Source organism: Tsukamurella pulmonis (genome assembly GCF_900103175.1).
GTDB classification, from domain to species: domain Bacteria; phylum Actinomycetota; class Actinomycetes; order Mycobacteriales; family Mycobacteriaceae; genus Tsukamurella; species Tsukamurella pulmonis.
The window spans coordinates 985,835-1,010,462 of sequence record NZ_FNLF01000002.1 but is presented as its reverse complement, the minus strand read 5'-3'; the positions used below and the strand labels follow the sequence as shown (position 1 = coordinate 1,010,462).

The 24,628-nt window shown below is 72.0% G+C and carries 23 protein-coding genes; 13 read left to right on the top strand and 10 right to left on the bottom strand.

Features of this window, described 5'->3' with window-relative positions; genetic code table 11:
- Positions 1–9: 9 nt before the first annotated feature.
- From BLQ62_RS05110 to BLQ62_RS05100, 3 genes are all read right to left on the bottom strand, one after another.
- Positions 10–1,506, bottom strand: coding sequence for a cytochrome ubiquinol oxidase subunit I (locus tag BLQ62_RS05110; protein WP_068566889.1), 1,497 nt, complete (start codon positions 1,504–1,506; stop codon positions 10–12).
- Positions 1,507–1,742: 236 nt separating this feature from the next.
- A complete protein-coding gene (locus BLQ62_RS05105; RefSeq protein WP_068566891.1) occupies positions 1,743–3,125 on the bottom strand; it encodes an amino acid permease in 1,383 nt (460 codons plus the stop codon).
- Between the two features lie 60 nt (positions 3,126–3,185).
- Entirely contained in the window at positions 3,186–4,049 is an 864-nt protein-coding gene (locus BLQ62_RS05100; protein ID WP_068566893.1) for an aminodeoxychorismate lyase, read from the bottom strand.
- 92 nt (positions 4,050–4,141) lie between these two features.
- Here BLQ62_RS05100 and ygfZ point away from each other — a divergent pair, with 92 nt between their 5' ends.
- From ygfZ to BLQ62_RS05085, 3 genes are all read left to right on the top strand, one after another.
- The gene (gene ygfZ, locus BLQ62_RS05095) at positions 4,142–5,158 is read left to right on the top strand and encodes a CAF17-like 4Fe-4S cluster assembly/insertion protein YgfZ (RefSeq protein WP_068566895.1); all 1,017 of its coding nucleotides are present in this window, start codon (positions 4,142–4,144) and stop codon (positions 5,156–5,158) included.
- Complete coding sequence (locus BLQ62_RS05090) at positions 5,155–5,799, top strand: MOSC domain-containing protein (protein ID WP_068566897.1); 645 nt, start codon at positions 5,155–5,157, stop codon at positions 5,797–5,799. Before ygfZ ends, BLQ62_RS05090 begins: the two co-directional genes overlap by 4 nt.
- Before the next feature lie 135 nt (positions 5,800–5,934).
- Positions 5,935–6,135: a DUF3073 domain-containing protein gene (locus BLQ62_RS05085; RefSeq protein WP_068533291.1), complete on the top strand. Its 201-nt coding sequence runs from the start codon at positions 5,935–5,937 to the stop codon at positions 6,133–6,135.
- Between the two features lie 73 nt (positions 6,136–6,208).
- Here the strand turns inward: BLQ62_RS05085 and purM are convergent, their stop codons facing one another.
- Together purM and purF are read right to left on the bottom strand one after the other, a co-directional pair.
- Positions 6,209–7,285 carry a phosphoribosylformylglycinamidine cyclo-ligase gene (gene purM / locus BLQ62_RS05080; RefSeq protein WP_068533292.1) on the bottom strand — a complete coding sequence of 359 codons (1,077 nt, stop codon included), beginning with the start codon at positions 7,283–7,285 and terminating at the stop codon, positions 6,209–6,211.
- Between the two features lie 57 nt (positions 7,286–7,342).
- The gene (gene purF / locus BLQ62_RS05075) at positions 7,343–8,911 is read right to left on the bottom strand and encodes an amidophosphoribosyltransferase (RefSeq protein WP_068566899.1); all 1,569 of its coding nucleotides are present in this window, start codon (positions 8,909–8,911) and stop codon (positions 7,343–7,345) included.
- 134 nt (positions 8,912–9,045) lie between these two features.
- On the opposite strand from purF, the gene BLQ62_RS05070 reads away from it, so the two are divergent.
- Positions 9,046–9,399 (top strand): sterol carrier family protein, encoded by a 354-nt coding sequence (locus tag BLQ62_RS05070; RefSeq protein ID WP_068567397.1) that lies wholly within the window; start codon positions 9,046–9,048, stop codon positions 9,397–9,399.
- A 3-nt stretch (positions 9,400–9,402) separates the two neighbouring features.
- Here the strand turns inward: BLQ62_RS05070 and BLQ62_RS05065 are convergent, their stop codons facing one another.
- Positions 9,403–10,098, bottom strand: coding sequence for a hypothetical protein (locus BLQ62_RS05065; RefSeq protein ID WP_068566901.1), 696 nt, complete (start codon positions 10,096–10,098; stop codon positions 9,403–9,405).
- A 102-nt stretch (positions 10,099–10,200) separates the two neighbouring features.
- Complete coding sequence (locus BLQ62_RS05060; RefSeq protein WP_068566903.1) at positions 10,201–10,917, bottom strand: hypothetical protein; 717 nt, start codon at positions 10,915–10,917, stop codon at positions 10,201–10,203.
- A 140-nt stretch (positions 10,918–11,057) separates the two neighbouring features.
- On the opposite strand from BLQ62_RS05060, the gene BLQ62_RS05055 reads away from it, so the two are divergent.
- Positions 11,058–12,566: a glutamate-cysteine ligase family protein gene (locus BLQ62_RS05055; protein WP_068533301.1), complete on the top strand. Its 1,509-nt coding sequence runs from the start codon at positions 11,058–11,060 to the stop codon at positions 12,564–12,566.
- 85 nt (positions 12,567–12,651) lie between these two features.
- Here the strand turns inward: BLQ62_RS05055 and BLQ62_RS23720 are convergent, their stop codons facing one another.
- Positions 12,652–15,600 carry an MFS transporter gene (locus BLQ62_RS23720; RefSeq protein ID WP_082756653.1) on the bottom strand — a complete coding sequence of 983 codons (2,949 nt, stop codon included), beginning with the start codon at positions 15,598–15,600 and terminating at the stop codon, positions 12,652–12,654.
- Positions 15,601–15,684: 84 nt separating this feature from the next.
- Between BLQ62_RS23720 and BLQ62_RS05045 the strand changes: the two genes are divergently transcribed.
- Complete coding sequence (locus BLQ62_RS05045; protein ID WP_082756655.1) at positions 15,685–16,233, top strand: TetR/AcrR family transcriptional regulator; 549 nt, start codon at positions 15,685–15,687, stop codon at positions 16,231–16,233.
- Positions 16,234–16,275: 42 nt separating this feature from the next.
- On the opposite strand, the gene BLQ62_RS05040 is transcribed toward BLQ62_RS05045, so the two are convergent.
- Positions 16,276–17,622: a TIGR01777 family oxidoreductase gene (locus tag BLQ62_RS05040; RefSeq protein ID WP_068566906.1), complete on the bottom strand. Its 1,347-nt coding sequence runs from the start codon at positions 17,620–17,622 to the stop codon at positions 16,276–16,278.
- Between the two features lie 86 nt (positions 17,623–17,708).
- Here BLQ62_RS05040 and BLQ62_RS05035 point away from each other — a divergent pair, with 86 nt between their 5' ends.
- The 7 genes from BLQ62_RS05035 to BLQ62_RS05005 all read left to right on the top strand — a co-directional run bounded on the left by BLQ62_RS05035 (position 17,709) and on the right by BLQ62_RS05005 (position 23,765).
- A complete protein-coding gene (locus BLQ62_RS05035; RefSeq protein ID WP_068566908.1) occupies positions 17,709–18,980 on the top strand; it encodes an NAD(P)/FAD-dependent oxidoreductase in 1,272 nt (423 codons plus the stop codon).
- Positions 18,977–19,714 (top strand): DUF1365 domain-containing protein, encoded by a 738-nt coding sequence (locus tag BLQ62_RS05030; protein WP_068566910.1) that lies wholly within the window; start codon positions 18,977–18,979, stop codon positions 19,712–19,714. Before BLQ62_RS05035 ends, BLQ62_RS05030 begins: the two co-directional genes overlap by 4 nt.
- On the top strand, positions 19,711–21,009 hold the full coding sequence (locus tag BLQ62_RS05025) for an SAM-dependent methyltransferase (RefSeq protein ID WP_068566912.1): 1,299 nt from the start codon (positions 19,711–19,713) through the stop codon (positions 21,007–21,009). Before BLQ62_RS05030 ends, BLQ62_RS05025 begins: the two co-directional genes overlap by 4 nt.
- Positions 21,006–21,797 carry a DUF1295 domain-containing protein gene (locus tag BLQ62_RS05020; protein ID WP_068566914.1) on the top strand — a complete coding sequence of 264 codons (792 nt, stop codon included), beginning with the start codon at positions 21,006–21,008 and terminating at the stop codon, positions 21,795–21,797. Before BLQ62_RS05025 ends, BLQ62_RS05020 begins: the two co-directional genes overlap by 4 nt.
- Positions 21,794–22,378 carry a lipocalin family protein gene (locus tag BLQ62_RS05015; protein WP_068566916.1) on the top strand — a complete coding sequence of 195 codons (585 nt, stop codon included), beginning with the start codon at positions 21,794–21,796 and terminating at the stop codon, positions 22,376–22,378. The genes BLQ62_RS05020 and BLQ62_RS05015 overlap by 4 nt, the downstream gene beginning before the upstream one ends.
- Positions 22,379–22,455: 77 nt before the next feature.
- The gene (sigK, locus tag BLQ62_RS05010) at positions 22,456–23,022 is read left to right on the top strand and encodes an ECF RNA polymerase sigma factor SigK (RefSeq protein ID WP_068533319.1); all 567 of its coding nucleotides are present in this window, start codon (positions 22,456–22,458) and stop codon (positions 23,020–23,022) included.
- Positions 23,019–23,765, top strand: a complete 747-nt coding sequence (locus tag BLQ62_RS05005) for an anti-sigma factor (protein WP_068566918.1) — start codon at positions 23,019–23,021, stop codon at positions 23,763–23,765. Before sigK ends, BLQ62_RS05005 begins: the two co-directional genes overlap by 4 nt.
- A 13-nt stretch (positions 23,766–23,778) precedes the next feature.
- On the opposite strand, the gene BLQ62_RS05000 is transcribed toward BLQ62_RS05005, so the two are convergent.
- Entirely contained in the window at positions 23,779–24,606 is an 828-nt protein-coding gene (locus BLQ62_RS05000; RefSeq protein WP_068566921.1) for an SAM-dependent methyltransferase, read from the bottom strand.
- Positions 24,607–24,628 lie beyond the last annotated feature (22 nt).

Genomic DNA, 24,628 nt, shown 5'->3' with positions numbered 1-24,628 from the left:
GGCGGCCTCCTAGTACGCGAACGAGAGGTGGTCCGACGAGGCCTTGCGTTCCGCGCCGTCGGGGACGTCGGTGTCGGCGGGCGGTTCGTCGTCGTGAGGCGGATCGAGCGGGCTGTGCAGGTTCGGGCCCTTGATCACGTACCTCCGCAACAGCAGGAACCACAGCAGATACAGCACGCCGTACACAGCGGCGAAGGTCACGATCGAGAAGGCCATCATCGTGGCCGAGTGACCGGAGACGGCCTGCCCCACGGTGAGCCGGATCGCGGAGTCGCCGGTCGGATTGGGCACGACCACCCAGGGCTGGCGGCCCATCTCCGTGAAGATCCAGCCCGAGCTGTTGGCGAGGAACGGGGTCGGCAGGGCGATCAGGCAGATCCTGCTGAACCACTTCTGGTTCGGGACACGGCCGCGGCGGGTCACCCACAGCCCGGCCAGGGCGAGCACGCCCGAGCCGACGGACCAGCCCATCATCGCGCGGAAGGCCCAGTACGAGACGAACAGGTTGGGCCGGTAGTCGCCGGGGCCGAACTTCTCCACGGCCTCGGCCTGCAGTTCGGTGACGCCCTTGAGCGTCGAGTTGGGATCGCCGTTGGCGAGGAAGGAGGTCACGTACGGCACCTGCAGCACGTGCGTCACCGACTCGCAGTTGTTGTGCGTGCCGATGGTCAGCAGCGAGAAGCTGGCGCCGGTCTCGGTGTGGCAGAGCGATTCCGCCGAGGCCATCTTCATCGGTTGCTGCTCGAACATGAGCTTGGCCTGCGCGTCGCCGGTGATGCCCAGGCCGACGGCCGAGGCGATCATGACGCCGAGGCCGAACCGGGTGACGGGCCGCATCGACTGCGCCAGCTCGATCGCGTCGGGGTCGCCCTTGCGCATGCCGCGCACCATCCACCAGCCGCCGATCGCGGCCACGAAGGTGCCGGCGGTGAGCCAGGCGCCGAAGACGGTGTGCGGGAACGCGGCCAGCGTGGTCGAGTTGGTGAGCACCTCCCAGATGCTCGTGAGCTCGGCGCGGTTCTTCTCCGGGTTGAAGGTGGCGCCCACCGGGTGCTGCATCCACGAGTTGGCGGCGATGATGAAGAACGCGGACGCGTTCACGCCGAGCGCGACCAGCCAGATGCAGCCCAGGTGCACGAGTTTCGGCAGCCTGGTCCAGCCGAATATCCACAGGCCGAGGAAGGTCGATTCCATGAAGAAGGCGACCAGGCCCTCGAGCGCGAGCGGCGCGCCGAAGACGTCGCCGACGAACTTGCTGTACTCGCTCCAGGCCATGCCGAACTGGAACTCCTGCACGATGCCGGTGGCGACGCCGAGCGCGAAGTTGATCAGGAAGAGCTTGCCGAAGAAGTTCGTGGCCTTGAGCCAGGCCGCCTTCCCCGTCACCAGCCAGATGGTCTGCATCGTGGCGACCATCGGCGCGAGGCCGATCGTCAGCGGCACCAGGATGAAGTGCATCACCGTGGTCATGCCGAACTGCCACCGAGCTATGTCCAATGCGGTCATGCGTGCTCCCTGGGCCGAGGGGTCGGGCAGGCATCGTCGCCGACCCTCCTACTACATCCCGTAGTAATTACTACCGATGGTAGTAGAGAACGCCGGCGATCCCAACTATTGAGACTGGCATCACCCCGCCCCGCGATCAACCGGTACGTCGGAAAGCTCCGGAGAATCGGCACTGGGATCGACTCCGAGCCGGAATCCGGCTTCGGTGCCTCGCAGAACGCGGAATCTCCTGGATCTCAGCCGGCAGCGGCGCTGCGCCGCCCGTCCGCGCGACGCTGGTGCACGACGCTCGCGACGACCACGATCACCGCCAGCGCGGTGGAGAGCCCCACCGCGCTGCGCTGATCCGGATCGATGATCATTGCGACGATGACGAAGACGATGAAGGCGATCACGGCGTAGGTCGCCCACGGGAAGAACCACATCCGCAGGGGCGACGGCGTGGTGGCCCGCCGCCGCAGCGCGATCTGGCTGATCGCGATCACCAGGTAGACGAACAGCGCGACCGCGCCGGTGGTGGCCAGGAGGTAGCCGAAGAGCTTCTCCGGCAGCACGTAGTTGCCGATCACCGCGAGGAAGCCGAGCAGCATGGACGCCAGCACCGAGACGGCGGGCACACCCCGCGTCGTCGTGCGGCCCGCCCGTCGCGGGGCGTCGCCGCGCTGGGCGAGCGAGTACAGCATCCGGGAGGCGGTGTAGAGCGCGCTGTTGAGGCACGAGGCGACGGCCACCAGCACCACGACGTCCATGATCCCCGCGGCGGCCGGGATGTTCATCGCCTGCAGCACCGCCTGGTACGAGCCCGTCGCCGAGTCCAGGGTGTTCCACGGGACGAGGGCGACCACCACGAAGATCGATCCGATGTAGAACAGGCAGATCCGCCAGACCACCGAGTTCACGGCCTTGGTGATGCCCTTCGCCGGCTCCGGCGACTCGGCCGCCGCGATCGTCACGATCTCGGAGCCCATGAACGTGAACATGGTGGTGAGCATCGCGGCGATCACCGCCGATGCGCCGTTCGGCACGAATCCGCCGGTGTCCCACAGGTGATGGACGCCGGAGACCCCCGATCCGGGCAGCAGCCCGAGGATCGCGAGCGCGCCCAGCACGAGGAAGGCGGCGATGGCGAGGACCTTGATCAGCGCGAACCAGAACTCGAACTCGCCGTAGTTGCCCACCGAGAACAGGTTCGTCGCGGTGAGCAGGATGACGACGAGCAATGCCCAGGACCACTGCGGGCCGCCGACCGTCTTCGACAGGATCACCGCGGCGGCGGTCGCCTCGACCGGGATCACCAGCACCCAGAACAGCCAGTACAGCCACCCGATGCTGCACCCGGCCCACCGGCCCAGTGCCCGGTCCGCGTACGTCGAGAACGAGCCGGTGTCGGGGTTCGCCGTGGCCATCTCGCCGAGCATGCGCATCACGAGAATCACCAGCAGACCCGCGAGGCTGTAGGAGATCAGCACCGCGGGGCCCGCGAGTTTGATGGCGTTCGCCGAGCCCACGAACAGGCCCGCGCCGATGACACCGGCGATCGAGATCATCGTGATGTGCCGGGGTTTGAGGCTGGTGCCGAGCTGATCGCGCCCGGGAGCCGCGCCGGTGTCCGTACTCATTCCGCGACGTTATGCCCGTCGCGGCCCGCCCGCAGCCGGTGCCGGGATTGTCCGTAACCGCTAGGGGGTGTTCTCGATTCCCGCCTCGACGAGGGAACGGACCGTCTCGTCCATGGGCGCGTCGGGCAGGGCGCGACCGTCGAGCGTGTGCACGCGCGCGCAGAGGGTGATCGAGGAGACGAGCCACACCCCGTCGTTCATGACCAGGTCCACCGGGAACAGGGGCTCGATCGCGGTCTTGACGCCCTTGTCCTCGGCGGCGTCGAAGAGCGCCTGCACCGTGGTCCCCGGCAGGATGCCCTGCTCGGCGGGCGGCGTCACGAGGGTGCGGCCGCGCGCGATGACGACGGTGGCCCGGGGCGCCTCGAGGATCCGGCCCTCGCTCGAGGTGAAGATGACATCGTCCGCGCCCTGCTCGGCGGCGTACCGCGCGGCGGCCATGTTCACCGCGTAGGAGAGGGTCTTCGCGCCCAGCAGCAGCCACGGCGCCTCGGTCCCGAGCCGGGCGGAGTAGCCGCGGTCGAGGGTGATCGCCGAGACCCCATCGGCGCGCGCGGTGCGGGCGCGCTCGGGCACCGGTCCGACGGTGACGTACGCCGTCGGCGTGCCGGGGTCGGACTCGCGGCCGCGGGTGTAGACCAGCCGCAGCGCACCCTCCGCACCGCCGGCCTCCTCGCCGTAGAGCATCGCGGCGCGCTGCATCGCCGCCCACCAGGCGCCGTCGTTGGGCGCGGGCAGGCCGAGCGCCGCGGCCGAGCGGGAGAGGCGATCGAGATGCGCGCGCCCCTTGAGCGGCGCACCGTCGCGCACGAGGACGGTCTCGAAGCAGCCGTCGCCGCGGACGGCGCCGAGGTCGTCGGCGTAGAGCAGGGGCGCATCGGAGGCGCGCACGGAACCGTCCAGGGTCACCACCACGGAAGCCATGGCGGCAACAGTATTCGACGCCCCGAGCCCGCGCGCGGGGGGCGGGGTAAGCTGAAAACGTGCGGATCGAAGAACATTCCACGTCCGGCATCATGAATCCCGAGGGCGCACCCGATGAGGGCGTGACCTGGCATTTCGGTGATCCGTTCGCGGAGCAGCGCGCAGCCGAACGCGGCGCGGCGGTGATCGACCGCTCGCACCGCCGCGTCATCACCCTCACCGGTCCCGAGCGCCTGAGTTGGCTGCACTCGATCACCAGCCAGCACCTCACGCACCTGCCGGACCGCACCGCGACGCAGAACCTCAATCTCGACGGCAGCGGCCGCGTGCTCGATCACTTCCACCTCATCGACGTCGACGGCACCACCTACCTCGACACCGAGCCCGCCGCGCTCGCGCCGGCGGAGGCGCCGCTGAGCCCCGACCTCGCGACGTACCTGCAGCGGATGGTCTTCCGCAGCGACGTCGAGGTGCTGGCCCGACCGGATCTGGCCGTGCTCACCGTGATCGGGCCCGACGCGGAGACCGTCACCGCCGGGATCGACGGTGTGCGCCGCACCGAGCCCGGCGAGGTCAACCTGATCGTGCCGCGGGACGATCTGCGCTCGACCTTCGACGCGATCGTGGCCGCCGGGGCGCGTCCTGCGGGAACCTGGGCCTACGAGGCCCGACGGGTCGCCGCCGCCCGCGCCCGGCAGGGCGTCGACACCGACGTCAAGACCATCCCGCACGAGGTGGACTGGATCGCCACGGCCGTGCACCTGGACAAGGGCTGCTACCGCGGGCAGGAGACCGTCGCGCGGGTGCACAACCTGGGCCGGCCGCCCCGCCGCCTCGTCCTCCTGCACCTCGACGGCTCCGCCGACGCCCGGCCCGCGACGGGCGACCCGGTCACGCTGGACGGGCGCACCGTCGGGCGACTCGGCACCGTCGTCGAGCACGCCGACTACGGGCCCATCGCCCTCGCCCTGATCAAGCGCTCGATCCCCGACGACGCGCAGCTCGATGCCGGCGGCGCGGCCGCGGCGATCGACACCGATGTCACCCCGTCGGCGGATGCGGGCCAGCAGGCCGGACGCTCGGCCGTCGATCGGCTCCGCGGCCGGTGAGCTCCGCAGCGGGACGGGTGCTCGCGGTCTGCGTCGTCGCGACCGAGCTCCAGCTGGATCCGCGCAAACCGGAGCAGCGCACGTCCATCGACAAGCGGCCGGCCGACGGCCCCGTCGACGTGGGTCCGCTCGGCCCCCTGACCGACCACGTCTGCGACACCCGGCACCACGGCGGCGCGGAGCAGGCGGTGTACGCCTACTCCGAGCACGAGGCGCGACGGTGGGCCACCGACCTCGGCCGGGACCTGCCGGCCGGATGGTTCGGCGAGAACCTGCGCATCGACGGCGACACCACCGACCTCGTGGTGGGCACGCGGCTGCGCGTGGGCGCGACACTCGAACTCGAGGTGACCGTCCCGCGCACCCCCTGCCGCACCTTCGCCCTGTGGTCAGGTGAGGACCACTGGGTCAAGCGCTTCGCCGACCGCGGCGACAGCGGCGCCTACTTCCGGGTGCTCTCCCCCGGCGCAGTCGCCGCGGGCGACGCGATCACGCCCGTGCACGTCCCGGAGCACGGTGCGACCGTCCGGGACCTCTTCCGCGCGACGCGACCGGACCGGCTGCGCGCCCTCCTCAGTGCCTCTGACCTGCCCCCGAAGGTCGAACGCGACGCCACGAGGGCACTCCAACGCGCCGTCTGACACCCAGGCGGCAGCACCATCGACGCGAGCACGCTAAACTGGACGGCAGGAAGAATTACTACACGGAGAAAGGGGCCGCCACCCACCGGTTGATCCGGTAGCTGGCCGCCCCTTCATTGCGCAAGGGGGTCCCCCATGGGCCGCGGCCGGGCAAAGGCGAAGCAGACCAAGGTTGCACGGGAGCTGAAGTACAGCACCCCGAGTACCGACCTGAAGAGGCTGCAGGACGAGCTGGCGGGTGGCGTGACCGACGAGGCCGACGTTCTCGCCACACACCCCGAATGGAGCGACATCGCGGGCGACCCGTACCGCGAGGACGAGTGGCGCCGCGCCTGACGCGTCGCACCCTTCGACGTTCGCACCCCGTCATTGGGCACCGTGGCCGAGGGCCACGGTGCCTACGGCGTTCCTAGAACTTCGGATGTGAGCCGCTCAGTACGGCCCTCTCGCCGGCACTGTCGGACTTCTTGATCGTCCCCAGCACCCAGCTGTCGATGTGGCGTGCCGTGAGCACTGCCATGGCGCGATCCACGTCCTCGGGCGCGACGATCGCGACCATGCCGACGCCCATGTTGAACGTCTTCTCCATCTCGGCCTGCTCCACGCGGCCGCGCTGGGCGATGAGCGCGAAGACGGCCGACGGGCTCCAGGTGTTGCGGTCGAGTTCGGCGACGAGCCCCTCCGGGATCACGCGGCCCAGGTTGGCGGCGAGCCCGCCACCGGTCACGTGGCAGAAGGTGCGCACCTGCGTCTCCTGCGCGAGGCGCAGGCAGTCCAGGGCGTAGATGGCGGTGGGCTCGAGCAGCTCCTCCCCCAGGGTGCGGCCGAACTCCTCGACGTACCCGCCGAGGTCCATGTGGCCCCAGTCCAGGAGCACCTTGCGGGCCAGGCTGTAGCCGTTGCTGTGCAGGCCGGAGCTCTTCATGGCGATCACCACGTCGCCCGCGCGCACGTTGTCGGGGCCGAGCACCTCGTCGGCCTCGACGACGCCGACGCCGGTCGCGGACAGGTCGTACTCGCCCTCGGCCATGAGCCCGGGGTGCTCGGCGGTCTCGCCGCCGAGCAGGGCGCAGCCTGCGCGGACGCAGCCCTCGGCGATGCCGCCGACGAGCTCGGCGACCGTCTCGGGGACCACCTTGCCGACGGCGATGTAGTCCTGCAGGAACAGCGGCTCGGCGCCGGTCACGACGAGGTCGTCGACGACCATCGCCACCAGATCGATGCCCACGGTGTCGTGCTTGCCCATGGCCTGCGCGACCGCGATCTTGGTGCCCACGCCGTCGGTCGACGCGGCGAGCACGGGCTCGCGGTACTTCTTGAGCGCGAACAGCCCGGCGAAGCCGCCGAGGCCGCCGAGGACCTCGGGGCGCGTCGCGCGCTTCGCGTGCGGCTTGAACAGCTCGACGGCCCGATCACCGGCCTCGATGTCGACTCCTGCAGCGGCGTACGAGGCACCCTGCGGCGGGTGGGTGTTGGAATCCGTCACGGGACCATAGGCTACCGGACCGGACGCCGCGGGGCGTCCGCCGGACGGGGACCGCGGTCAGGGACGGCGCAGCGCGGAGGCGTTGTCGTTCTCGGCCTGCAGCGGATCGCCCTGCCCGTTGCCCGCCCGGAGCATGTTCTCCAGGACGGCCTTGCCCATCGAGGTCGACTCCGGCAGCGGGATCGGGTAGACCCCGTCGAAGCAGGCCCGGCACATCGATTCGCCCGCGTGCTCGGTGGCCGCCGTCATCTCGTCGAGCGAGATGTAGCCCAGCGAGTCGGCGCCGATCGCGGCGCGGACGGACTCGACCATGGCCTCCACGGAGTCGGCGCCGCCACCGTTCGCGATGAGCTCGGCCGGAGAGGCGAAGTCGATGCCGTAGAAGCACGGCCACTTCACCGGCGACGAGGCGATCCGCACGTGGATCTCGGCGGCCCCGGCCTCGCGCAGCATGCGGATCAGGGCGCGCTGCGTGTTGCCGCGCACGATCGAATCGTCGACCACCACGAGCCGCTTGCCGCGGATCACCTCGCGCAGCGGGTTGAGCTTGAGCCGGATGCCCAGCTGGCGGATGGTCTGGCTCGGCTGGATGAAGGTGCGGCCCACGTAGGCGTTCTTCATCAGGCCCTGGCCGTAGGGGATGCCGGATTCCTGCGCGTAGCCGACGGCCGCGGGCGTGCCCGACTCGGGCACCGGGATCACCAGGTCGCCGACGGCGGGGTGCTCCCGGGCCAGGCGGCGGCCGATGTCGACGCGCGTGGAGTGCACCGACCGGCCGTGGATCACCGAGTCGGGGCGGGCCAGGTAGACGTACTCGAAGATGCAGGTCTTCGGGGTGGGCTCGGCGAAGCGGGTGGACCGCACGCCGTCTTCGTCGATGGCCAGCAGTTCACCCGGCTCGATGTCGCGCACGAACGAGGCGCCGACGATGTCGAACGCTGCGGTCTCGGACGCGACGACCCAGCCGCGGTCCAGCCGGCCGAGCGAGAGCGGGCGCACGCCGTGCGGATCGCGCGCCGCGTACAGCGTGTGCTCGTCCATGAAGGTGAGGCAGAAGGCGCCCTTGACGGTGGGCAGCAGCTCCATCGCCGCCTGCTCCAGGGTGCGGTCGGCGGCGGCGTGCGCGAGCAGTGCCGTGAGGATGTCCGAATCCGAGGTGGCGCCGCCCGCCCGGCGGGTGCCCGCGACGCCGAGATCGGCGGCGCGCTCCGCGAGCTCGGCGGTGTTGACCAGGTTGCCGTTGTGCCCGAGCGCGACGCCGTTGCCCGCGTTCGTGGTGCGGAAGATCGGCTGGCTGTTCTCCCAGGTGGTGGAGCCGGTCGTCGAGTAGCGGCAGTGCCCGATGGCGACGTGGCCCGGCATCGAGCTCAGCGTCTGCTCGTCGAAGACCTGGCTGACCAGGCCGAGATCCTTGAACACCAGCACCTGCTGGCCGTCGCCGACGGCGATGCCGGCGGCCTCCTGGCCGCGGTGCTGCAGGGCGTAGAGCCCGTAGTAGGAGAGCTTCGCGACGTCCTCCCCGGTGGCCCAGACGCCGAAGACGCCGCACTCCTCCCGGGGCTCGCGCTCCTCCTCGTCGCCCTGCGGGGCGTTGCTGTTGACGACGCTGAGCGGAAGCTGCTGCACGGCTGACTCCTGGGGCTGGGGGCGTGGCCTACCTCGATTGTAGTGCCGATCCGCCAGCGGTAACGAATCGCCGAGTAGGTTTCTTCCCGTCGAGAGGGAGGTTCGAAGTGGCGAAGGCGATCGATCCGGCCGAGATGCGGGCCGCGGTGCTCGCGGTCCGGGACTGGCTCGTCGACGACGACGCGCCCGCGCCGCCGCGCGCCGCGATCGCCGCGGCGGTCCGCACGACGGCCCGCACGCTGGCGCAGGACGCGCCCGGCGGATCGGTCGAGGTGCGGGTGCCGCCGTTCGTCGCCGTCCAGTGCATCGACGGTCCGCGGCACACCCGCGGGACGCCGCCGAACGTCGTCGAGTGCGCGCCGCGGGTGTGGCTGCGCCTGGCGACGGGGATGCTCACCGTCGACGAAGCGACGGAAGCCGCCGACCTCGCGGCCAGCGGCTCCCGTGCGGGCGAGATCGCCCGGTACCTCCCCGTCCTGCGGGTCTAACGCCTACTTCGCGGTGCGCACCTTGTCGGTGGCCGCGGTGAGGATGCGCGCGTAGCCGGCCCGATCGACGGTCGCGCCGTTCTCGCCGACGGCGTTGCCCACGACGAGCACGCCGTAGCCGCGCACGTCCTGCGCGCCCATGATCTGCTCCTGGCGGATCGGCTGCGTCTCGCCGTCGACGGTCGCGGTGCCGGTCGACCGGACGAGCACCGTCTTCGCGCCCGCGGGGGCGCCGGGCAGCGTAACGGGGGTGGTCGTGACGTCCATCACGATGCGTCCGTTGGCGCCGACGGCGGTCTCCATCCGCACCTTCTCGCACCCGGGGGTCACGCCGACCGCCGCGTCGGCGCTCTTCGACGTGATCACCTCGGAGACCGCGGTGCGCTTGGCCTCGTTCACCGCGACCACCATCGGCAGTCCCGCCGCCTCGGCGAGGGCGCCGCGGGTCACGACCGGGAGGCAGTGCGCGGGCGTCGCCTTGGCGCTGGCGAAGACGTCGCCGAGGCCGGACGTCAGCTCGGTGAGCTCCGACTGCGAGAGCTTCTCGACCTTGTACCCCGCGGGGAAGTCGCCCTGCGTGAGCAGCAGTTGCGCGGCCGGGGTGGCGGGCTTGGCCGGAGCGGCGGACGCGACGCCCGCGGGAACGGCGAGCGCGGCGACGGCGGCGAGGACGAGAGCGGAGCGGCGGATCACGCGCATGAGAAATCCTGACGTCGGTGAACGGAATCGCGTCAAGAATAGTTCATCGCACATGACCACAGGTGAACACCCGACAGCCCGCTAGGGAACGGACGGAGCGCGCTACTGGGCCGCGCGCACCTTGTCGACGGCCTTGGTCAGCGTCTGCGCGAACGCGGCCCGATCGAGGCGCCCGCCCTGCGAGCCGGAGGCCGTGACCACCACGGTCAGGCCCCGCACCTGCGAGACGCCCTCGATCTGGTTGACGTTGACCTTGCGCTCCTTGCCGGGCTTGCCGTCCTTCCCGGAGACGGTGACCGTGCCCGTGCCCTGCGTGGCGATCACCATCGCGCCGGCGGGGACGCCGGGCACCGAGGTCCGCGTGACCTTGATGGTGATGTGCGCGGTCGCCGGCACCTGCTCGTTGGGCGCCAGCTCGACGGTGACGTCGCTGCAGTTGCGCAGCATGTCGGCGTTGGTCCCGACGGGACGCGGCGAGATCACCTCGACCAGGCCGGTGGCGGTGCGATCGCTGAACGCGCTGACCATCGGCAGGTCGCTCGCCTTCTGCGACAGCGCAGGGGTGACCTTCGGGGCGCACTCGGCGGGCGTGACCTTCATGTTCTTCGCGAACTGGTTCAGCGGCGCGATCATCTCGAGGCGCTCGGCCACGGAGAGCGGCATCACCTCGTAGCCGGCGGGGAACTCGCCGTCGGCGAGCAGCAGCTCGTCGACGGGGGTCGTCGGCGCACCGGCGGGGTCAGCCTGGGCGATGGCCGCGGGGGCGACGAGGGCGACGACGGCGGCGCCGATGGCCAGGGTGTTGCGGACGGTACGCACGTGGGTTCTCCTCGGGGATCTGCAGCGCCGAAGGCACTGTTCGCGGTGCCACTGTAGCGAACGACGTTGCAATCGTGAATTCGATCCCGGTGCCCGGAATCCGGCCCGCGCCGCGCGGCGGTTCTGCCAAGCTGCGAGCCATGGGTGCCGATGTCGATGCCAGGGTGTTCACGCGCGAGGACCGCATGCGGTTCCGCCGCCAGGTCCAGCGCGGTACGGACGCCATCGCCCGCATGCTGGCCGAGGGCCTGTTCACGGACGACGGTGCGCCGCCGGAACCGCTGCTGGGCATGGAGGTCGAGCTCAACCTCGTCGACGACGAGATGGCTCCGGCCATGGCGAACGCCGAGGCGCTCGACGCCATCGCGGACCCCGACTTCCAGACCGAGCTGGGCCAGTTCAACATCGAGATCAACGTGGCGCCGCGCCCGTTCGTCGATCAGAGCACGGAGAACCTCGAGGACTCGCTGCGGGACTCGCTCAACCGCGCAGACGACCGCGCCCGCGCCGCGGGGTCGAACCTGGTGATGATCGGCATGCTGCCCACGCTCGAGGAGGAGCACTTCGGCAAGCAGTGGTTCTCCGCCAACCCCCGCTACGACCTGCTCAACGAGCAGGTCTTCGCGGCCCGCGGCGAGGACATCGAAATCGACATCGAGGGCGCCCCGCTCCCCGGCGCGGTGGTCGGCGAGCGCCTGGACATCACCTCCGACACGATCCTTCCCGAGGCGGCGTGCACGTCGCTGCAGCTGCACCTGCGGGTGGCACCGGAGGACTTCGCGGCGCACTGGAACGCGGCGCAGGCCATCGCGGGCGTGCAGGTGGCGATCGCCGCGAACTCGCCCTTCCTCGCCGGGAAGGCGCTGTGGCACGAGACCCGCATCCCGCTGTTCGAGCAGGCCACCGACACCCGCCCCATCGAGCTGCGCAATCAGGGCGTGCGGCCCCGGGTCTGGTTCGGGGAGCGGTGGATCACCTCCACGTTCGACCTCTTCGAGGAGAACACCCGCTACTTCCCCGCGCTGCTGCCGGTGTGCAGCGACGTCGACCCCCTCGAGGTGGTCTCGCGCGGCGAGTCCCCCGAGCTGCCCGAGCTGCGGATGCACAACGGCACCGTCTACCGCTGGAACCGCCCGGTCTACGACGTGGTCGACGGGCACGCGCACCTGCGCGTGGAGAACCGAGTGCTGCCCGCCGGCCCGACGGTGGTGGACACCATGGCGAACGCCGCCTTCTACTACGGCGTGGTCCGGGCGCTGGTGGAGGCCGACCGCCCGATCTGGACGCAGATGAGCTTCGACGCCGCCACCGAGAACCTGCACTCCGGCGCCCGCGACGCCTTCGACGCCGGCCTGTACTGGCCGAACGTGGGCTGGATCCGGCCCGACGAGCTGGTGCTGCGCCGCCTGTTGCCGCTCATGGACAGCGGCCTGAAAGCCTATGGCGTGGGCTCGAAGTCGCGCGAGCGGTACATGCAGATCCTCGAGGGCCGCTGCATCCAGCGGCAGACGGGCTCGTCCTGGCAGCGGCAGGCCGTCGCGGCCAGGGAAGCCGCGGGCGAGTCCCGCGACCGGGCGCTGCGCGGCATGCTCGCCGACTACGTGCAGCTGATGCACGAGGGGAACCCGGTGCACACCTGGGAGGTGTGATCGCGGGCCCGGGTGACGGCCGCGGCGGGAACGGGCGAGGGGAGCACGGCGTTCCGCCGTGCTCCCCTGCTCGTCCCGGGTCGGATCAGGAGACCAGTTCCCCACCGGCGCCGCGGAGGACGCTCTCGGCGAACCGCGGGTACGTGCCGTTGCGGATGGCCTCCCGGGCGGCGGCGGCGAGGGCGACGAAGAAGTGCTCGTTGTGCGCGGTGCACAGCGTCACCGCCAACCCCTCGTTCGCGGCGAACAGGTGGTGCACGTACGCCCGGGTGAATCCGTCGGTGCGGTGGGCGCCGAGCACGCGGCGACCGTTCGGATCGAGCGGCCGGAAGTCCTCGCGCAGCGCCGGATCGGTGAGGTCGAGCACTCCGTCGGTGGTGAAGACGTGCCCCTGCTCCGCGGCGCGGGCCGGCGCGGTCCCGTCGATGAGGTCGACGCCGGCCTCGATCGCCGCGAGCAGCTCCGCCGGCCCGGTGACCGCCGCGAGGTAGCGGGGACGGTCGGCCTCGAGCTCGGCGATGGCGCCCGACAGGGCGCTCGCGCCCTCGAACCGGTAGCCGCCGAAGCCCAGTCCCCCTGCGCGACGGTCCTCGTCGGCGATCCGCCGGAGCCCGCGTGCGGCGGACCGTCGGGTCTCCGGGTCGCCGTCGCCCGTCACGACCGCCCAGAGCGAGAGCGCGTCCTTGCCGTCGGCCGCCTGCCAGCCCCGCTCGGCGAGCGCCCGGCGCGCCCAGCGCTCGGTGCGGACCGGGTCCGTCGGGTCCGCCAGGGCGAAGGTGATGTCGCAGCCCATCCGGTGGGCGAGGCGCACCGGATCCTCGGGCGACCAGTGGTGCGAGGAACCGTCGACTCGGCTGCGGAAAGCGATGCCCTCGTCGGTGATCCGGGTGGCGTGCCGCGGTCCGACCGTCGACAACCCGGGGTCGCCGACGACGGGCGCCGACCACGCCATCACCCGGCCGATCCCCCCGGCGCCCTCGATGAGGTCCGGTCCGGGCTGCAGGAACAGCTCGTGCAGGTCGACGGCCAGCGCCTGCGCGCCGAGGTCGGTCAGCTCGTGCGGAGTGAGTCCGGCGACGGCGCCGCGACCGGCCACGGGGAGGTAGGCGGGGGTCACGATCTCACCGTGTGGCAGCACGATCCGACCGGCACGCGCCCCGGTCGGCGCCGTCCGCTCGATCACGAACTCGGCCGGATCGGTGATCCCCGAGGCCTGCAGCCGAGCATTCCCGGCGATCGCGCGGTAGTCGGTGCGCAGGTCGGCGAGTTCCGCTGCCAGGGAGGCGTTCTGCGCCCGGATCTCGTCGATCTCGCGCCGGGTGAGCGAGGCCCCGGACGCGCGGGCCGGCATCGTCCCCGGCTCCGCCGTCGCGGCACCGGCGAGGTCCGCGCGCTGCACGGGAGCGATCTCCACGGTGTCCGTGATGGCCGGCGGGGTCGTGGGGGCGAGCTTCTCGTCCGCTTCGTCCGGTCCGTGCCCGGCGTCGGAGTCGTCGCCGTGCGGGTCCTTGGTGAGGTCCTGCTGCGCGGAGACGCCGCGGAGCATCACCGCGGCGAAGATCGCCACCGCGAGCAGGATGGCGGCGCCGATGCCGCCGGTCCAGGACAGCGCACTGGTGAACGACTCCGTGGCCGCGGTGTAGAGCGCCGCGCCGATGTCCGAGGGCAGCTCGCGGGCGTGCAGCAGCGCGGCGGCGAGGGTCTCCTTGGCGGAGTCCAGCACGCCGTCCGGCAGGCCCGACGGGGCCTTGTCGTCGAGGCCGTTGCGGTAGAAGCCGAGCAGCACCGAGCCGAGGATGGCGGTGCCGAACGCGGTACCGAGTTCGTAGGCGGTCTCGCTGATACCGGCGGCCTGGCCCGACTCCTCGGGACGCACCGAGCTCATGATGATGTCGTTGGTGAGCGTCATGCCGACGCCCGCACCGAGTCCGACGAGCGCCAGGGCGATGGCGATGAACCACGGCTCGGTGTCGGGGCTGAGGGTGAGCAGCATCGAGAAGCCGCCGGCGGTGATGGCGCCGCCGATGGCGACGATGATCGACGTGGGGAAGCGCTTGACCAGGGCCGCGGCGATGAACCCGGCGCAGGCGGACATACCGGCCTGCGGCAACATCCACAGCGCCGACTTCATGATGCTCAGCCCCGCGACGAGCTGCAGGAACTGGGTCAGGGCGAACATGGCGCCGACCAGCGCGAAGACCGAGAGGAAGTCGATGACGACCGCGCCCGCGAAGGAGCGGCTGCGGAAGAGGCGGACGTTGAGCATCGGGACCGGCATCTTGAGCTGGCGGATCACGAACAGCACCAGCAGGACCAGGCCCGCGACGAAGGTGATGAGCGCGATCCGGGGCTCGTCGCCCTCGGCGAAGGTCTTGACGCCGTAGACGAACGAGATCATGCCGACCAGCGAGAGCACGATGCTGAGCGGGTCGATGCGGCCCGGGTTCGGGTTCCTGCTCTCCGGCACCAGGATCGGGGCGAGGATGAGCAGCAGCACCATGACGGGGATGTTCATCAGGAAGATCGCGTGCCAGGTGAAGGCCTCGATCAGCCAGCCGCCGACGATCGGACCCGCGGCCGCGCCGAGCGCGCCCGACGCGGACCACACCGCCATCGCGGTACGGCGCTGATCGCGGTCGAGGAACATGTTGCGGATCAGCGAGAGCGTTCCCGGCATGATCATCGCGCCGCCGACGCCGAGCAGCGCGCGGGAGGCGATCAGCATCCACGGTTCGCTCGAGAGCGCTCCGAAGACCGACGCGACCGCGAAGATCACCGCTCCGGCGAGGAGGACCTTCCGCCGGCCGAATCGGTCACCCAGGGACGACATGGTGATCAACAGGCCCGCGAGCATCAGCGAGTAGATGTCCAGGATCCAGAGCTGTTGCGCGCCGGTCGGTTCCAGATCCTCTGCGATATCGGCGAGCGCGAAGATCAACACCACGCCGTCGATCGCGATGAGCAGCATCGGTAGGACCAGCACCGCCAATCCCACCCAGGTGCGGGTTGTGGCCCGCGGGGCAGTTCCGTTCATGATTCCTTCTCCTGTCGGTGTAACTTCACCAAGTAGTGTACTACACCGTCACGTATACTAATAACCGACGGCAGGAGAGAAGACATGGCACGACCGAGCGCACGACCGAAGATGATCGAGGCCGCCCTGACGGTGGTGGAGGAACACGGCGTCACCGCACTCACGCTCGATGCGGTGGCCGCGCAGGCCGGGGTCACCAAGCGGGGGCTCATCTACCACTTCCCCACCAAGCACGCGCTGGTCACCGGGATCCACGAGGAGCTGGCGGCGCGGACCGAAGCGGTCCTGATCGCGGAGACCGGACGCGAACCGGAGGATGCGAGCCTCGTCGAGCGCACGCGCGGCTACGTGCGCGCGATGCTGCGATCGGCGAGCACGGTGGAGATGCGGCTCATCCTCGAGGCGGGGAACGAGCCCGACTGGATCACCCCGTGGGAGCGGGTGTACCGGCGCTGGTTCCCCGAGGAAGAGCGCTCGCCGAGCGAGCTCGACGAGCTCGCGCTGCGCTGCCTCACCGCCCGCATGGCCGCCGACGGTTCCTGGGCGTACCAGAGCGTCCTGAGCTCACCGCTGACCCCGGAGTCCCTCGATCGCCTGATCGCGAGCATCCTGAGCCCGCTCGACGACGAATAGCGCCCGCCGCACCACCGAGTGCGGCGGTGCGGCGGTGCGCCGTCAGGCGCCCAGCAGGTGCCCGAGCGCGCGCTCGATGCTCGGGTGGCGGAAGACGTGACCTCGGCCCTCGAGCACGGCCGGGTGCACGCGCTGCGAGGCGAAGGCGAGGTCGTCGGAGCCCTCGCGGCCCAGCAGGAGAGCGGGACCGAAGGCGGGCACGGGGAGCAGCGCGGGCCGGTGCACGGCCCGCCCGAGCGCGCGGGTGTAGACCGCGTTGCGGACCACGCGCGGCCCCACGGCGTTGACCGGGCCGGAGAGCTCCGTGTCCCAGAGCGCGCGGTGGTAGACGTCGACGAGATCGTCGATGCTCACCCACGGCTGCCACTGCCGCCCGTCACCGAGCCGGCCGCCGAGCCCGACGCGGAACAGGGGCAGGAGCATCCCCAGCGTGCCGCCCTGCGGCGCCTGCACGATCCCGGTGCGGACGGTCACCACGCGGGTGTCCTCCCCCGCGCCGTCGTGCGCAGCGGCCTCCCAGCGGCGCACCACGTCCGAGAGGAAGTCGGCCTCGGCCGGCGCCGACGATTCCTCGGTGAGCACCTCGTCGCCCCGATCGCGCCCGTAGAACCCGACGGCCGAGGCGCTGACGAAGACCGGCACGCCGGCCCGGGCCGCAGCGCGGGCGAGCAGCCGCGTCGGCTCGATCCGGCTCGAGGCGACGGCCTTCTTGTGCTCCTCGGTGAACCGGCCGGCGATGCTCGCGCCCGCGAGGTGGATCACGGCGTCCACGCCCTCCAGGACGGCGGGGTCGGGTGCCTGCGGGTCCCAGCGGCGCTCGTCGGCCGCGCGCGGCTCCCCGCGGACGAGCCGCAGCACGCGGTGCCCACCGGTGCTCAGGAACGCGGCGACGTCGGCGCCGACCAGGCCCGACGCGCCCGTGACGGCGATGGTCGACGGGGCCAGGCCCGCGTCCGCGGCGCGCCGGTGCGCGGCGAGGTCGCCGGCCAGGCGGCGGTACCGGAACTCGATGACCTCGGACAGCGCCCGCTCGGGCACGGGGGTGATCACCTCGTCGCTCACCCGGGTCCGGCCCGCGTCCACCGGCTCGAAACCGTGCACGTGCCGCCACGGGAACAGGCCCGTGGGGAGCGTGCGGACGCCGTCCGCACGCACCTCGTCGACGAACCGCCGGCCTTCGATGTAGCCCGACGGGTCGTGCTCGGCCCGCCACTGCAACCCGCCGGGCAGGTCGATCACGGTGACGCCGTCCTCGAGCGAATCCGCCTGCGATCTCAGCTTCATCGGCAGCCACGGCGCCTGCAGGCGCGCGAAGGCACCGGGACGGGAGAACCAGGCGAAGACCTCGTCCACTGGAGCGTCGATGACGGCCGATCCACGAATACCCATGCCCCCACGCTAGCCCCGGAAGCGGCCGCGCACAGCGTCGGAAAAATCATGCGGTCCGATCCCATCCGTTCGTCCCGCGGCTCCGAATGAGGGGCATGGACAGTGCACGCAGACGCTTCGCGGTGATCGGCAGTGGGGTCAGTGGGCTGGTGGCCGCGCACGAGCTCAGCCGCTCGGGCCCGGTCACCCTCTACGAGCGGGACGGCCGTCTCGGCGGGCACGCCCACACCCACGAGGTCGACCTGGGCCTCGGCGCCCCGGTCGCGGTGGACTCCGGCTTCCTCGTCCACAACGATCGCACCTACCCGGTGCTGTGCCGCCTCTTCGACGAGCTCGGCGTCGCCACCCGGGACGCGGAGATGAGCATGTCCATCCGCGACGACGCCCGGGGCGTCGAGTTCGCGGGCGGCAAGGGCGTGCGCGGCCTGATTCCGACGCCGCGCCGCCTGCTCGATCCCGGTCACCTGCGCCTGCTCGCGGAGGTGCCGAGGTTCCACCGCTGCGCCCGCCGTCATCTCGACGGCGCCGGCCCGGACGTGCCGCTCGGCGAGTTCGTGCGCCGCGAGCGCTTCAGCGAGCGCCTGATCCACGGCTTCCTGCGCCCCCTGGTGGCCGCGGTCTGGTCGTGCCCGCCGGACCAGGTCGACGCGTACCCGGCCCGCTACCTGTTCCGGTTCCTCGCCAATCACGGGATGCTATCGGTGGGCAGCTCGCTGCAGTGGCGCACCGTCGTCGGCGGCTCCGCCCGGTACGTCGAGAAGATCGCCGCCGAGCTCGCGGACGTGCGCACCGGCGTCGGGGTCCGCAGCCTGGCGCGGACCGAGCGGGGCGTGCGCATCGTCGACGACACCGGCCGCACCGAGGAGTTCGACGCCGCCGTGGTCGCGGTCCACCCGCATCAGGCGCTGGCGCTCCTGGACGCGCCGACACCGCGCGAGCGGGAGCTGCTCGGCACGATCGGCTACACGCCCAATCCGGCTCTGCTGCACACGGACACCTCGCTGCTGCCCCGCACCCCGAACGCGCGCGGATCGTGGAACTACCTCGCCTCGCACGACGGGCGGCGGGTCTGCGTCACCTACGACCTGAACCTGCTCATGGGCCTGCCGCGCCACGGGGAGACCGCCCTGGTGACGCTCGGCGGCGCCGACCTCGTCGATCCGCGCAGGGTGCTCGCCGAGCTGGACTACGAGCATCCCGCGTTCACCACGGGCTCGGTGGCGGCGGCGCAGCGGATGGGCGAGATCTCCGGCCCCGTGGTCGCTTTCGCCGGCGCCTACCACGGCTGGGGCTTCCACGAGGACGGCGCCGCCTCGGGGCTGCGCGCCGCCGAGCGGATCACCGGAGGCACGCCGTGAGCGCCCCCGCGATGTACGACACCGAGATCGGGCACCTGCGACGCTCGCCCACCGCGTACGGTTTCCGGCATCGCAGCGCGAGCTGGTTCATCGACGTCGACGCCCCGCCCCGGGTGCCGCGCTGGCTGCGGCCCGTGGTGTCGTTCCGGGCCGCCGACCACCTCACTCCGGCGCCCGACGGTGCCGACACCCTGCGCGGCCGGGTGGAACAGACGCTGCGCGCGCACGGCGTCCCGGTCCCGGACGGCCCGATCACCGCGCTCCTCAGCGCCCGCTGCCTGGGCTACGTCTTCGATCCGCTGACGATCTTCTGGTGCCACGACCGGACCGGCGCGGTGCGCACCGTCGTCGCGGAGGTGCACAACACCTACGGGGGGAGGCACGCGTACGTGCTGGGCCCCGAGGCGCAGTCGGGGACGACCGTGCGCAAGGAGTTCTTCGTCTCGCCGTTCCACCCCGTCGACGGCGTGTACCGGCTGCGGGTGCCCGAACCGGGCGAGGAGCTCTCGATCGACGTGGTGCTCGAGCGGCCCGGCAGCGCGCCGTTCACCGCGCAGTGGCGCGGACGACGCCGGCCCGCGACGCCGCGCGCGATCCTGGCCGCGCAGATCCGCGCTCCCCTCGCCCCCCTCGTCGTCGCCGCGCGGATCCGCCGGCACGGCATCCGGTTGTGGGCCTCCGGCCTGCCGCTCGTCCCCCGTCCCGGCTCCGCCCCACAGGAAGCGAAACAGTGACCGTCGAACTCGAAGCAGTCCCCGTCCGCGATCTCGACCTCGCCGTCCCGGTCCCCACCGGCCTGCGGGCCCGCGTCTTCGGCCGCGCGGCCCGTGCGCTCCTGCGCGACGCCGCCGAGCGCAGCGGCGTCGCCGTCACCGTGCCCGGTGCGGCCGCCGGGCCGGCCGGCCCGGCCGGCCCGGCGCTCGTGCTGCACTCCCCGGATGCGGTGCACCGCCGGATCGGCACCGCGCGGCTCATCGGTTTCGGCGAGGCCTACGTCGCCGGCGAGTGGGACTCACCGGACCTCGCCGGTACGCTGACCGCCCTGGCGCAGCGGATGCCCGTACTGGTGCCGCGGTGGCTGCAGTCGCTGCGCGGGCTCGCCGCGACGGCCCGCCCCGGTTCCGAGGTCGGCACGCCCGATCACGTGCGGGCCAACGTCTCCCACCACTACGACCTGTCCAACGAACTGTTCGCGCGGTTCCTCGACGAGACGCTCAGCTACTCGAGCGCCCTGTTCTCCGAGCAGGAGCTGCCCGACGACGGCCCCGATGTGACACGGGCACCCGACCCCGGCCTCCCGCGCTGGGTCGACCTGGCGGACGCCCAGCGCGCCAAGATCGATCGGCTGCTCGACGCCGCCGGTGTCGGACCGGGCAGCCGGGTCCTCGAGATCGGCACCGGCTGGGGCGAACTCGCCCTGCGGGCGGCCGGGCGCGGCGCCACCGTCCGCTCGGTGACGCTGTCCACCGAGCAGCGGGACCTGGCGCTGCGGCGCATCGCCGACGCCGGCCTCGGCGACCGGGTACGGGTGGACCTGCTCGACTACCGCGCCGTCGACGGCGTCTACGACGCCGTGGTCTCGGTGGAGATGATCGAGGCGGTCGGCGCGGCCCACTGGGACGAGTACTTCGGCGTGCTGGCCCGGCTGGTCGCGCCCGGCGGCCGGATCGCGGTGCAGGCCATCACGATGCCGCACGAGCGGATGCTGGCGAGCCTGCGCACCTACACCTGGATCCAGAAGTACGTCTTCCCCGGCGGGATGCTGCCGTCCACCGAGGCGATCGAGTCCTCCTCCCGCACCGCTGGACTCGTCGTGCGGGGCCGCTTCCGCTTCGGGCAGCACTACGCGCAGACGCTGCGCCTGTGGCGGGAGCGGTTCCTGGCCGAGCCGGACACCCTGCCGCCGCCGGCTGATTCGCCCGCGTTCCGCCGGCTGTGGGAGTTCTACCTCGCCTACAGCGAGGCCGGCTTCCGGTCCGGCTACCTGGACGTGCAGCAGATCGTGCTCTCCCCGGAGGTGACCGCATGAACGGCTTCCTGCTCGTGACGGTGGCATCCCTCGCGGCGCTCGCGCTCGTCCAGGCCGTCACCTTCGCCGTGGGCCACCGGATCGGCCGCTACAACGTGGTCGACGTCGCGTGGGGCGCCGGCATCGTGGCCGTCGCCTGGATCGCGCTCGCGCTGGGCGACGGGGATCGCCTGCGCGGACTGATCATCGCCGCGATCGTCACGGTGTGGGGCGTGCGCCTGTCCTGGCACATGTGGGTCAAGTCGGCCGGTAAGGGCGAGGATCCGCGCTACACCGCGATGCTCGATCGGGCCGGCGGCGGTACGGCGACGGTGGTCCGCAAGGTCTTCGTGGTGCAGGGCGCCGCCCAGTGGTTCGTCTCCCTCCCCGTGCAGGTCTCGGCGGTGACCGGCGCGACCACCGCGCCGTGGACGGTCGTGCTCGGCGCGGGCGTCCTGCTCGCAGTGGTCGGCATCGGTTTCGAGGCCGTGGGCGATCACCAGCTGCGCGCGTTCAAGGCCGACCCCGCGCACCGCGGCGTGATCATGGACCGCGGGCTGTGGGCCTGGACCCGGCACCCGAACTACTTCGGCGACGCCTGCACCTGGTGGGGCATCTGGCTGATGGCCGCCAGCGCGTGGCCCGGCGTCCTCACCGTCCTCTCCCCCGTCCTGATGACGTACTTCCTGGTGTACGCGACCGGCGCCCGGTTGCTGGAGCAGTTCATGAGCGGCCGTCCCGGTTGGGACGAGTACGCCGCGCGCACTTCCTTCTTCGTCCCCCGACCTCCCCGAGGAGCATCCCGATGAAACGCACTGTCCTCGCCTGCGCCGCCGCGCTCGCCCTCGCCGCCGGCACCGCCGCGCCCGCCTCCGCAGCCCCGCTCGCCCCCGTCGCGAAGGTCGACGTCGCCCGCTACGTCGGTCTCTGGCACCAGCTCGCGACGATGCCCGCGCCGTTCAGCCTGCAGTGCGCGCGCGACACCACCGCCACCTACCGGGTCCTCGATGCGAGCAACGTCTCGGTGCACAACGCGTGCACCACCTGGACGGGCACGACGTCGCAGATCACCGGCAACGCCCGGGTCGTCGACACCCGCACCACCGCGCAGCTGCACGTCAGCTTCCCGGGTGTCCCGACCCAGGACTCCCTCGACGGTCCGCCGAACTACGTGATCGCCGCCCTCGCCCCGGACTACTCCTGGGCGTTCGTGGGCGATCCCGCGCGCCGCAGCGCCTTCGTGCTCTCCCGCACGCCCGCGGCGTCGCCTGCGCGCTGGGCCGAGATCCGCGACACCGCGACCCGTCTCGGTTACGCCCCGTGCGTCATCCTGACCACGCCCACCACCGGTGGGCTCGACCGGATCGCGCCGCTGTGCTCGCTCTCCTGACGGCCCCACCGCCTCGCGCCGTCGCACCCGTCCGCCACCGACCCGGTAGCGTACGGAGCGATGAAGGAGGCACGTCGATGACCCGTGCTCGATCCGAGGCCGACGATCTGCTCGTCCGCACCGCCGCCGGCGATGTCGGGGCGTTCCGCGACCTCTACGAACGCACCGGACGCCTCGTCTTCGGGACCGCCCTGCGCGTGGTCGGCGACCGGGGCTACAGCGAGGAGATCACCCAGGAGGTCTACCTCGAGGCGTGGCGCAAGGCGTCCGGGTTCGACCCCGCCCGCGGGTCCGCGGAGGCCTGGCTGGTGACGGTGGCGCACCGTCGCTCCGTGGACCGGGTGCGGGCCGAGCGCTCGCGCGGCGACCGCGAGAACAGCTTCGCGTACGCCGATTTCGAGCGCCCGCACGACGTGGTGGCCGAGGCCACCGAACGGCGCGAGGACTCGGGCGCCGTGGTCGAGTGCCTCGACACCCTCAGCGGGCCGCAGCGCGATGCACTCACCCTCGCCTATTACGGCGGGCACACCTACCGCGAGGTCTCGGAGCGGGTGGGCGCTCCCCTGGCCACCGTCAAGAGCCGCATCCGCGACGGCATCGCGCGCCTGCGGCGCTGCCTCGAACCGCTGGGGGTCCCGTCGTGAGCGGTGATGACGTGCGCGACGAGGACCTGCTCGACGACGCCGAGGTCTACGCACTGCACGCCCTCGATCCCGACGAGCGGGCGGCCGTCGACGCGGCCCGCACCGCCGCCGCGCCCGAGGTGCGCGAGGATTTCGACGGGCGGGTCGCCGCAGTGCACGAGACGATGGCGGCGCAGGCCGCCCGGACGGCGGCCGAGCCGCCCGCCACGGTCTTCGATCGGATCCTGGCCCGGATCGTCGACGATCCGGGCGTCACCCCGATCCGCCGCCGGCGCGGACCGTCGCGGCGGGCGTTCACCGTGGCCGCTGCGGCTGCGGTGGTCGCGGTCGCCGTGGTGGCGGGAGTCGTTCTGGGCCGCACCGTCTTCCCCGAGCGGGGCGGACCGGCACCGTCGGAGACCGAGATCGTCCTCGCCGCGCCCGACGCGCGCACCGGACAGGCCCGGATCGGCGATGCGACGATCTCGTTCGTCTACTCGCACGAGCGCAACGCGGGCGTCGTCCTGATGAACGACGTCCCGCCGCCGCAGGACGGCACCGTCTACCAGATGTGGCTGATGGATCCGGGCGGCGGCGCCCGCTCGCGCGGCACGATGACGCAGGCCGATGTCCGTCCGACCACGACGGCGGCGGTGCCCGGCCTCGACGGGGCCACCACGTTCGGTATCTCGATCGAGCGGCCGGGTGGCGCGAGCACGCCGTCGGAGCAGATCGTGACGACCATCCCGATCGCGGCCAGGTGACGCGGGCGGCGGCTCAGAGCACGCGGCCCACGCCGACGTAGCCGTAGTCGCAGCGTAGTTGGGCGGCGGTCAGCGGGTACTCGGGCCGCCATCGCCCGTACCGAACCAGGCCCGGCTCGAGCAGCTCGGTGCCCTCGAACCAGGACAGCAACTCCTGCCGCGGGCGCACGTGCAGCGGCGAGGAGGTGTGCTCGTACCGCCGGCGCACCCAGCGCAGCTCGGCCGCGACGCCGGGGTGCGCGGAGTCGTCGGCGACGTGCGAGAGCGCGAGCATGCTGCCGGGCGCCAGGGCCTCGCGGTAGCGGCGCAGGACGCCGCGGGGGTCGTGCTCGTCGCCGATGAAGACGAATCCGCCCACGGCGAGCAGACCCACCGGCCGGTCGAAGTCGATCAGCCCGCGGGTCGTGGGGTGCCCGAGCACGGCCTCGTCGTCGAGCAGGTTCAGTTTCAGCACGGCCGCGCGCGGATCGTCGCCGACGAGCTGCCGTCCCAGCTCGTAGGCGATGGGCTCGCGGTGCACGAACACCGCCCGCGCGTCCGGCCGGACGATCCGCGCGATCTGGTGCACCGTGCCGCCGGCGGTGATGCCGGATCCGAGATCGAGGAACTGATCGATCCCCGCGGACGCCATCACCTGGACCGCGCGCCGGGCGAAGGTCCGGGTGAGGCGGGCGCCGAGCGCCCAGTGCGGGGCCTCGCGCGCGATCAGCTCCCCCTCCTCCCGGTCGGCGGGCAGGTAGCTCGTGCCGCCGAGGAAGTAGTCGTAGAGCCGCGAGCCGTTCGGCCGGTCGATGTCGAGCGAGTTCGGCGTCGGGTGCACGGGCGGGTCGGTGTTCGTCATCGCACAGTCGAATCTAACCGAC

What these genes read in the sequence shown, in the direction of transcription:
- BLQ62_RS05110 (WP_068566889.1), bottom strand. Translation starts at nt 1,506, where the DNA reads ATGACCGCATTGGACATAGCTCGGTGGCAGTTCGGCATGACCACGGTG.
- BLQ62_RS05105 (WP_068566891.1), bottom strand. Translation starts at nt 3,125, where the DNA reads ATGAGTACGGACACCGGCGCGGCTCCCGGGCGCGATCAGCTCGGCACC.
- BLQ62_RS05100 (WP_068566893.1), bottom strand. Translation starts at nt 4,049, where the DNA reads ATGGCTTCCGTGGTGGTGACCCTGGACGGTTCCGTGCGCGCCTCCGAT.
- ygfZ (WP_068566895.1), top strand. Translation starts at nt 4,142, where the DNA reads ATGAATCCCGAGGGCGCACCCGATGAGGGCGTGACCTGGCATTTCGGT.
- BLQ62_RS05085 (WP_068533291.1), top strand. Translation starts at nt 5,935, where the DNA reads ATGGGCCGCGGCCGGGCAAAGGCGAAGCAGACCAAGGTTGCACGGGAG.
- BLQ62_RS05070 (WP_068567397.1), top strand. Translation starts at nt 9,046, where the DNA reads ATGCGGGCCGCGGTGCTCGCGGTCCGGGACTGGCTCGTCGACGACGAC.
- BLQ62_RS05065 (WP_068566901.1), bottom strand. Translation starts at nt 10,098, where the DNA reads ATGCGCGTGATCCGCCGCTCCGCTCTCGTCCTCGCCGCCGTCGCCGCG.
- BLQ62_RS05055 (WP_068533301.1), top strand. Translation starts at nt 11,058, where the DNA reads ATGGGTGCCGATGTCGATGCCAGGGTGTTCACGCGCGAGGACCGCATG.
- BLQ62_RS23720 (WP_082756653.1), bottom strand. Translation starts at nt 15,600, where the DNA reads ATGAACGGAACTGCCCCGCGGGCCACAACCCGCACCTGGGTGGGATTG.
- BLQ62_RS05045 (WP_082756655.1), top strand. Translation starts at nt 15,685, where the DNA reads ATGGCACGACCGAGCGCACGACCGAAGATGATCGAGGCCGCCCTGACG.
- BLQ62_RS05040 (WP_068566906.1), bottom strand. Translation starts at nt 17,622, where the DNA reads ATGGGTATTCGTGGATCGGCCGTCATCGACGCTCCAGTGGACGAGGTC.
- BLQ62_RS05035 (WP_068566908.1), top strand. Translation starts at nt 17,709, where the DNA reads ATGAGGGGCATGGACAGTGCACGCAGACGCTTCGCGGTGATCGGCAGT.
- BLQ62_RS05020 (WP_068566914.1), top strand. Translation starts at nt 21,006, where the DNA reads ATGAACGGCTTCCTGCTCGTGACGGTGGCATCCCTCGCGGCGCTCGCG.
- BLQ62_RS05015 (WP_068566916.1), top strand. Translation starts at nt 21,794, where the DNA reads ATGAAACGCACTGTCCTCGCCTGCGCCGCCGCGCTCGCCCTCGCCGCC.
- sigK (WP_068533319.1), top strand. Translation starts at nt 22,456, where the DNA reads ATGACCCGTGCTCGATCCGAGGCCGACGATCTGCTCGTCCGCACCGCC.
- BLQ62_RS05000 (WP_068566921.1), bottom strand. Translation starts at nt 24,606, where the DNA reads ATGACGAACACCGACCCGCCCGTGCACCCGACGCCGAACTCGCTCGAC.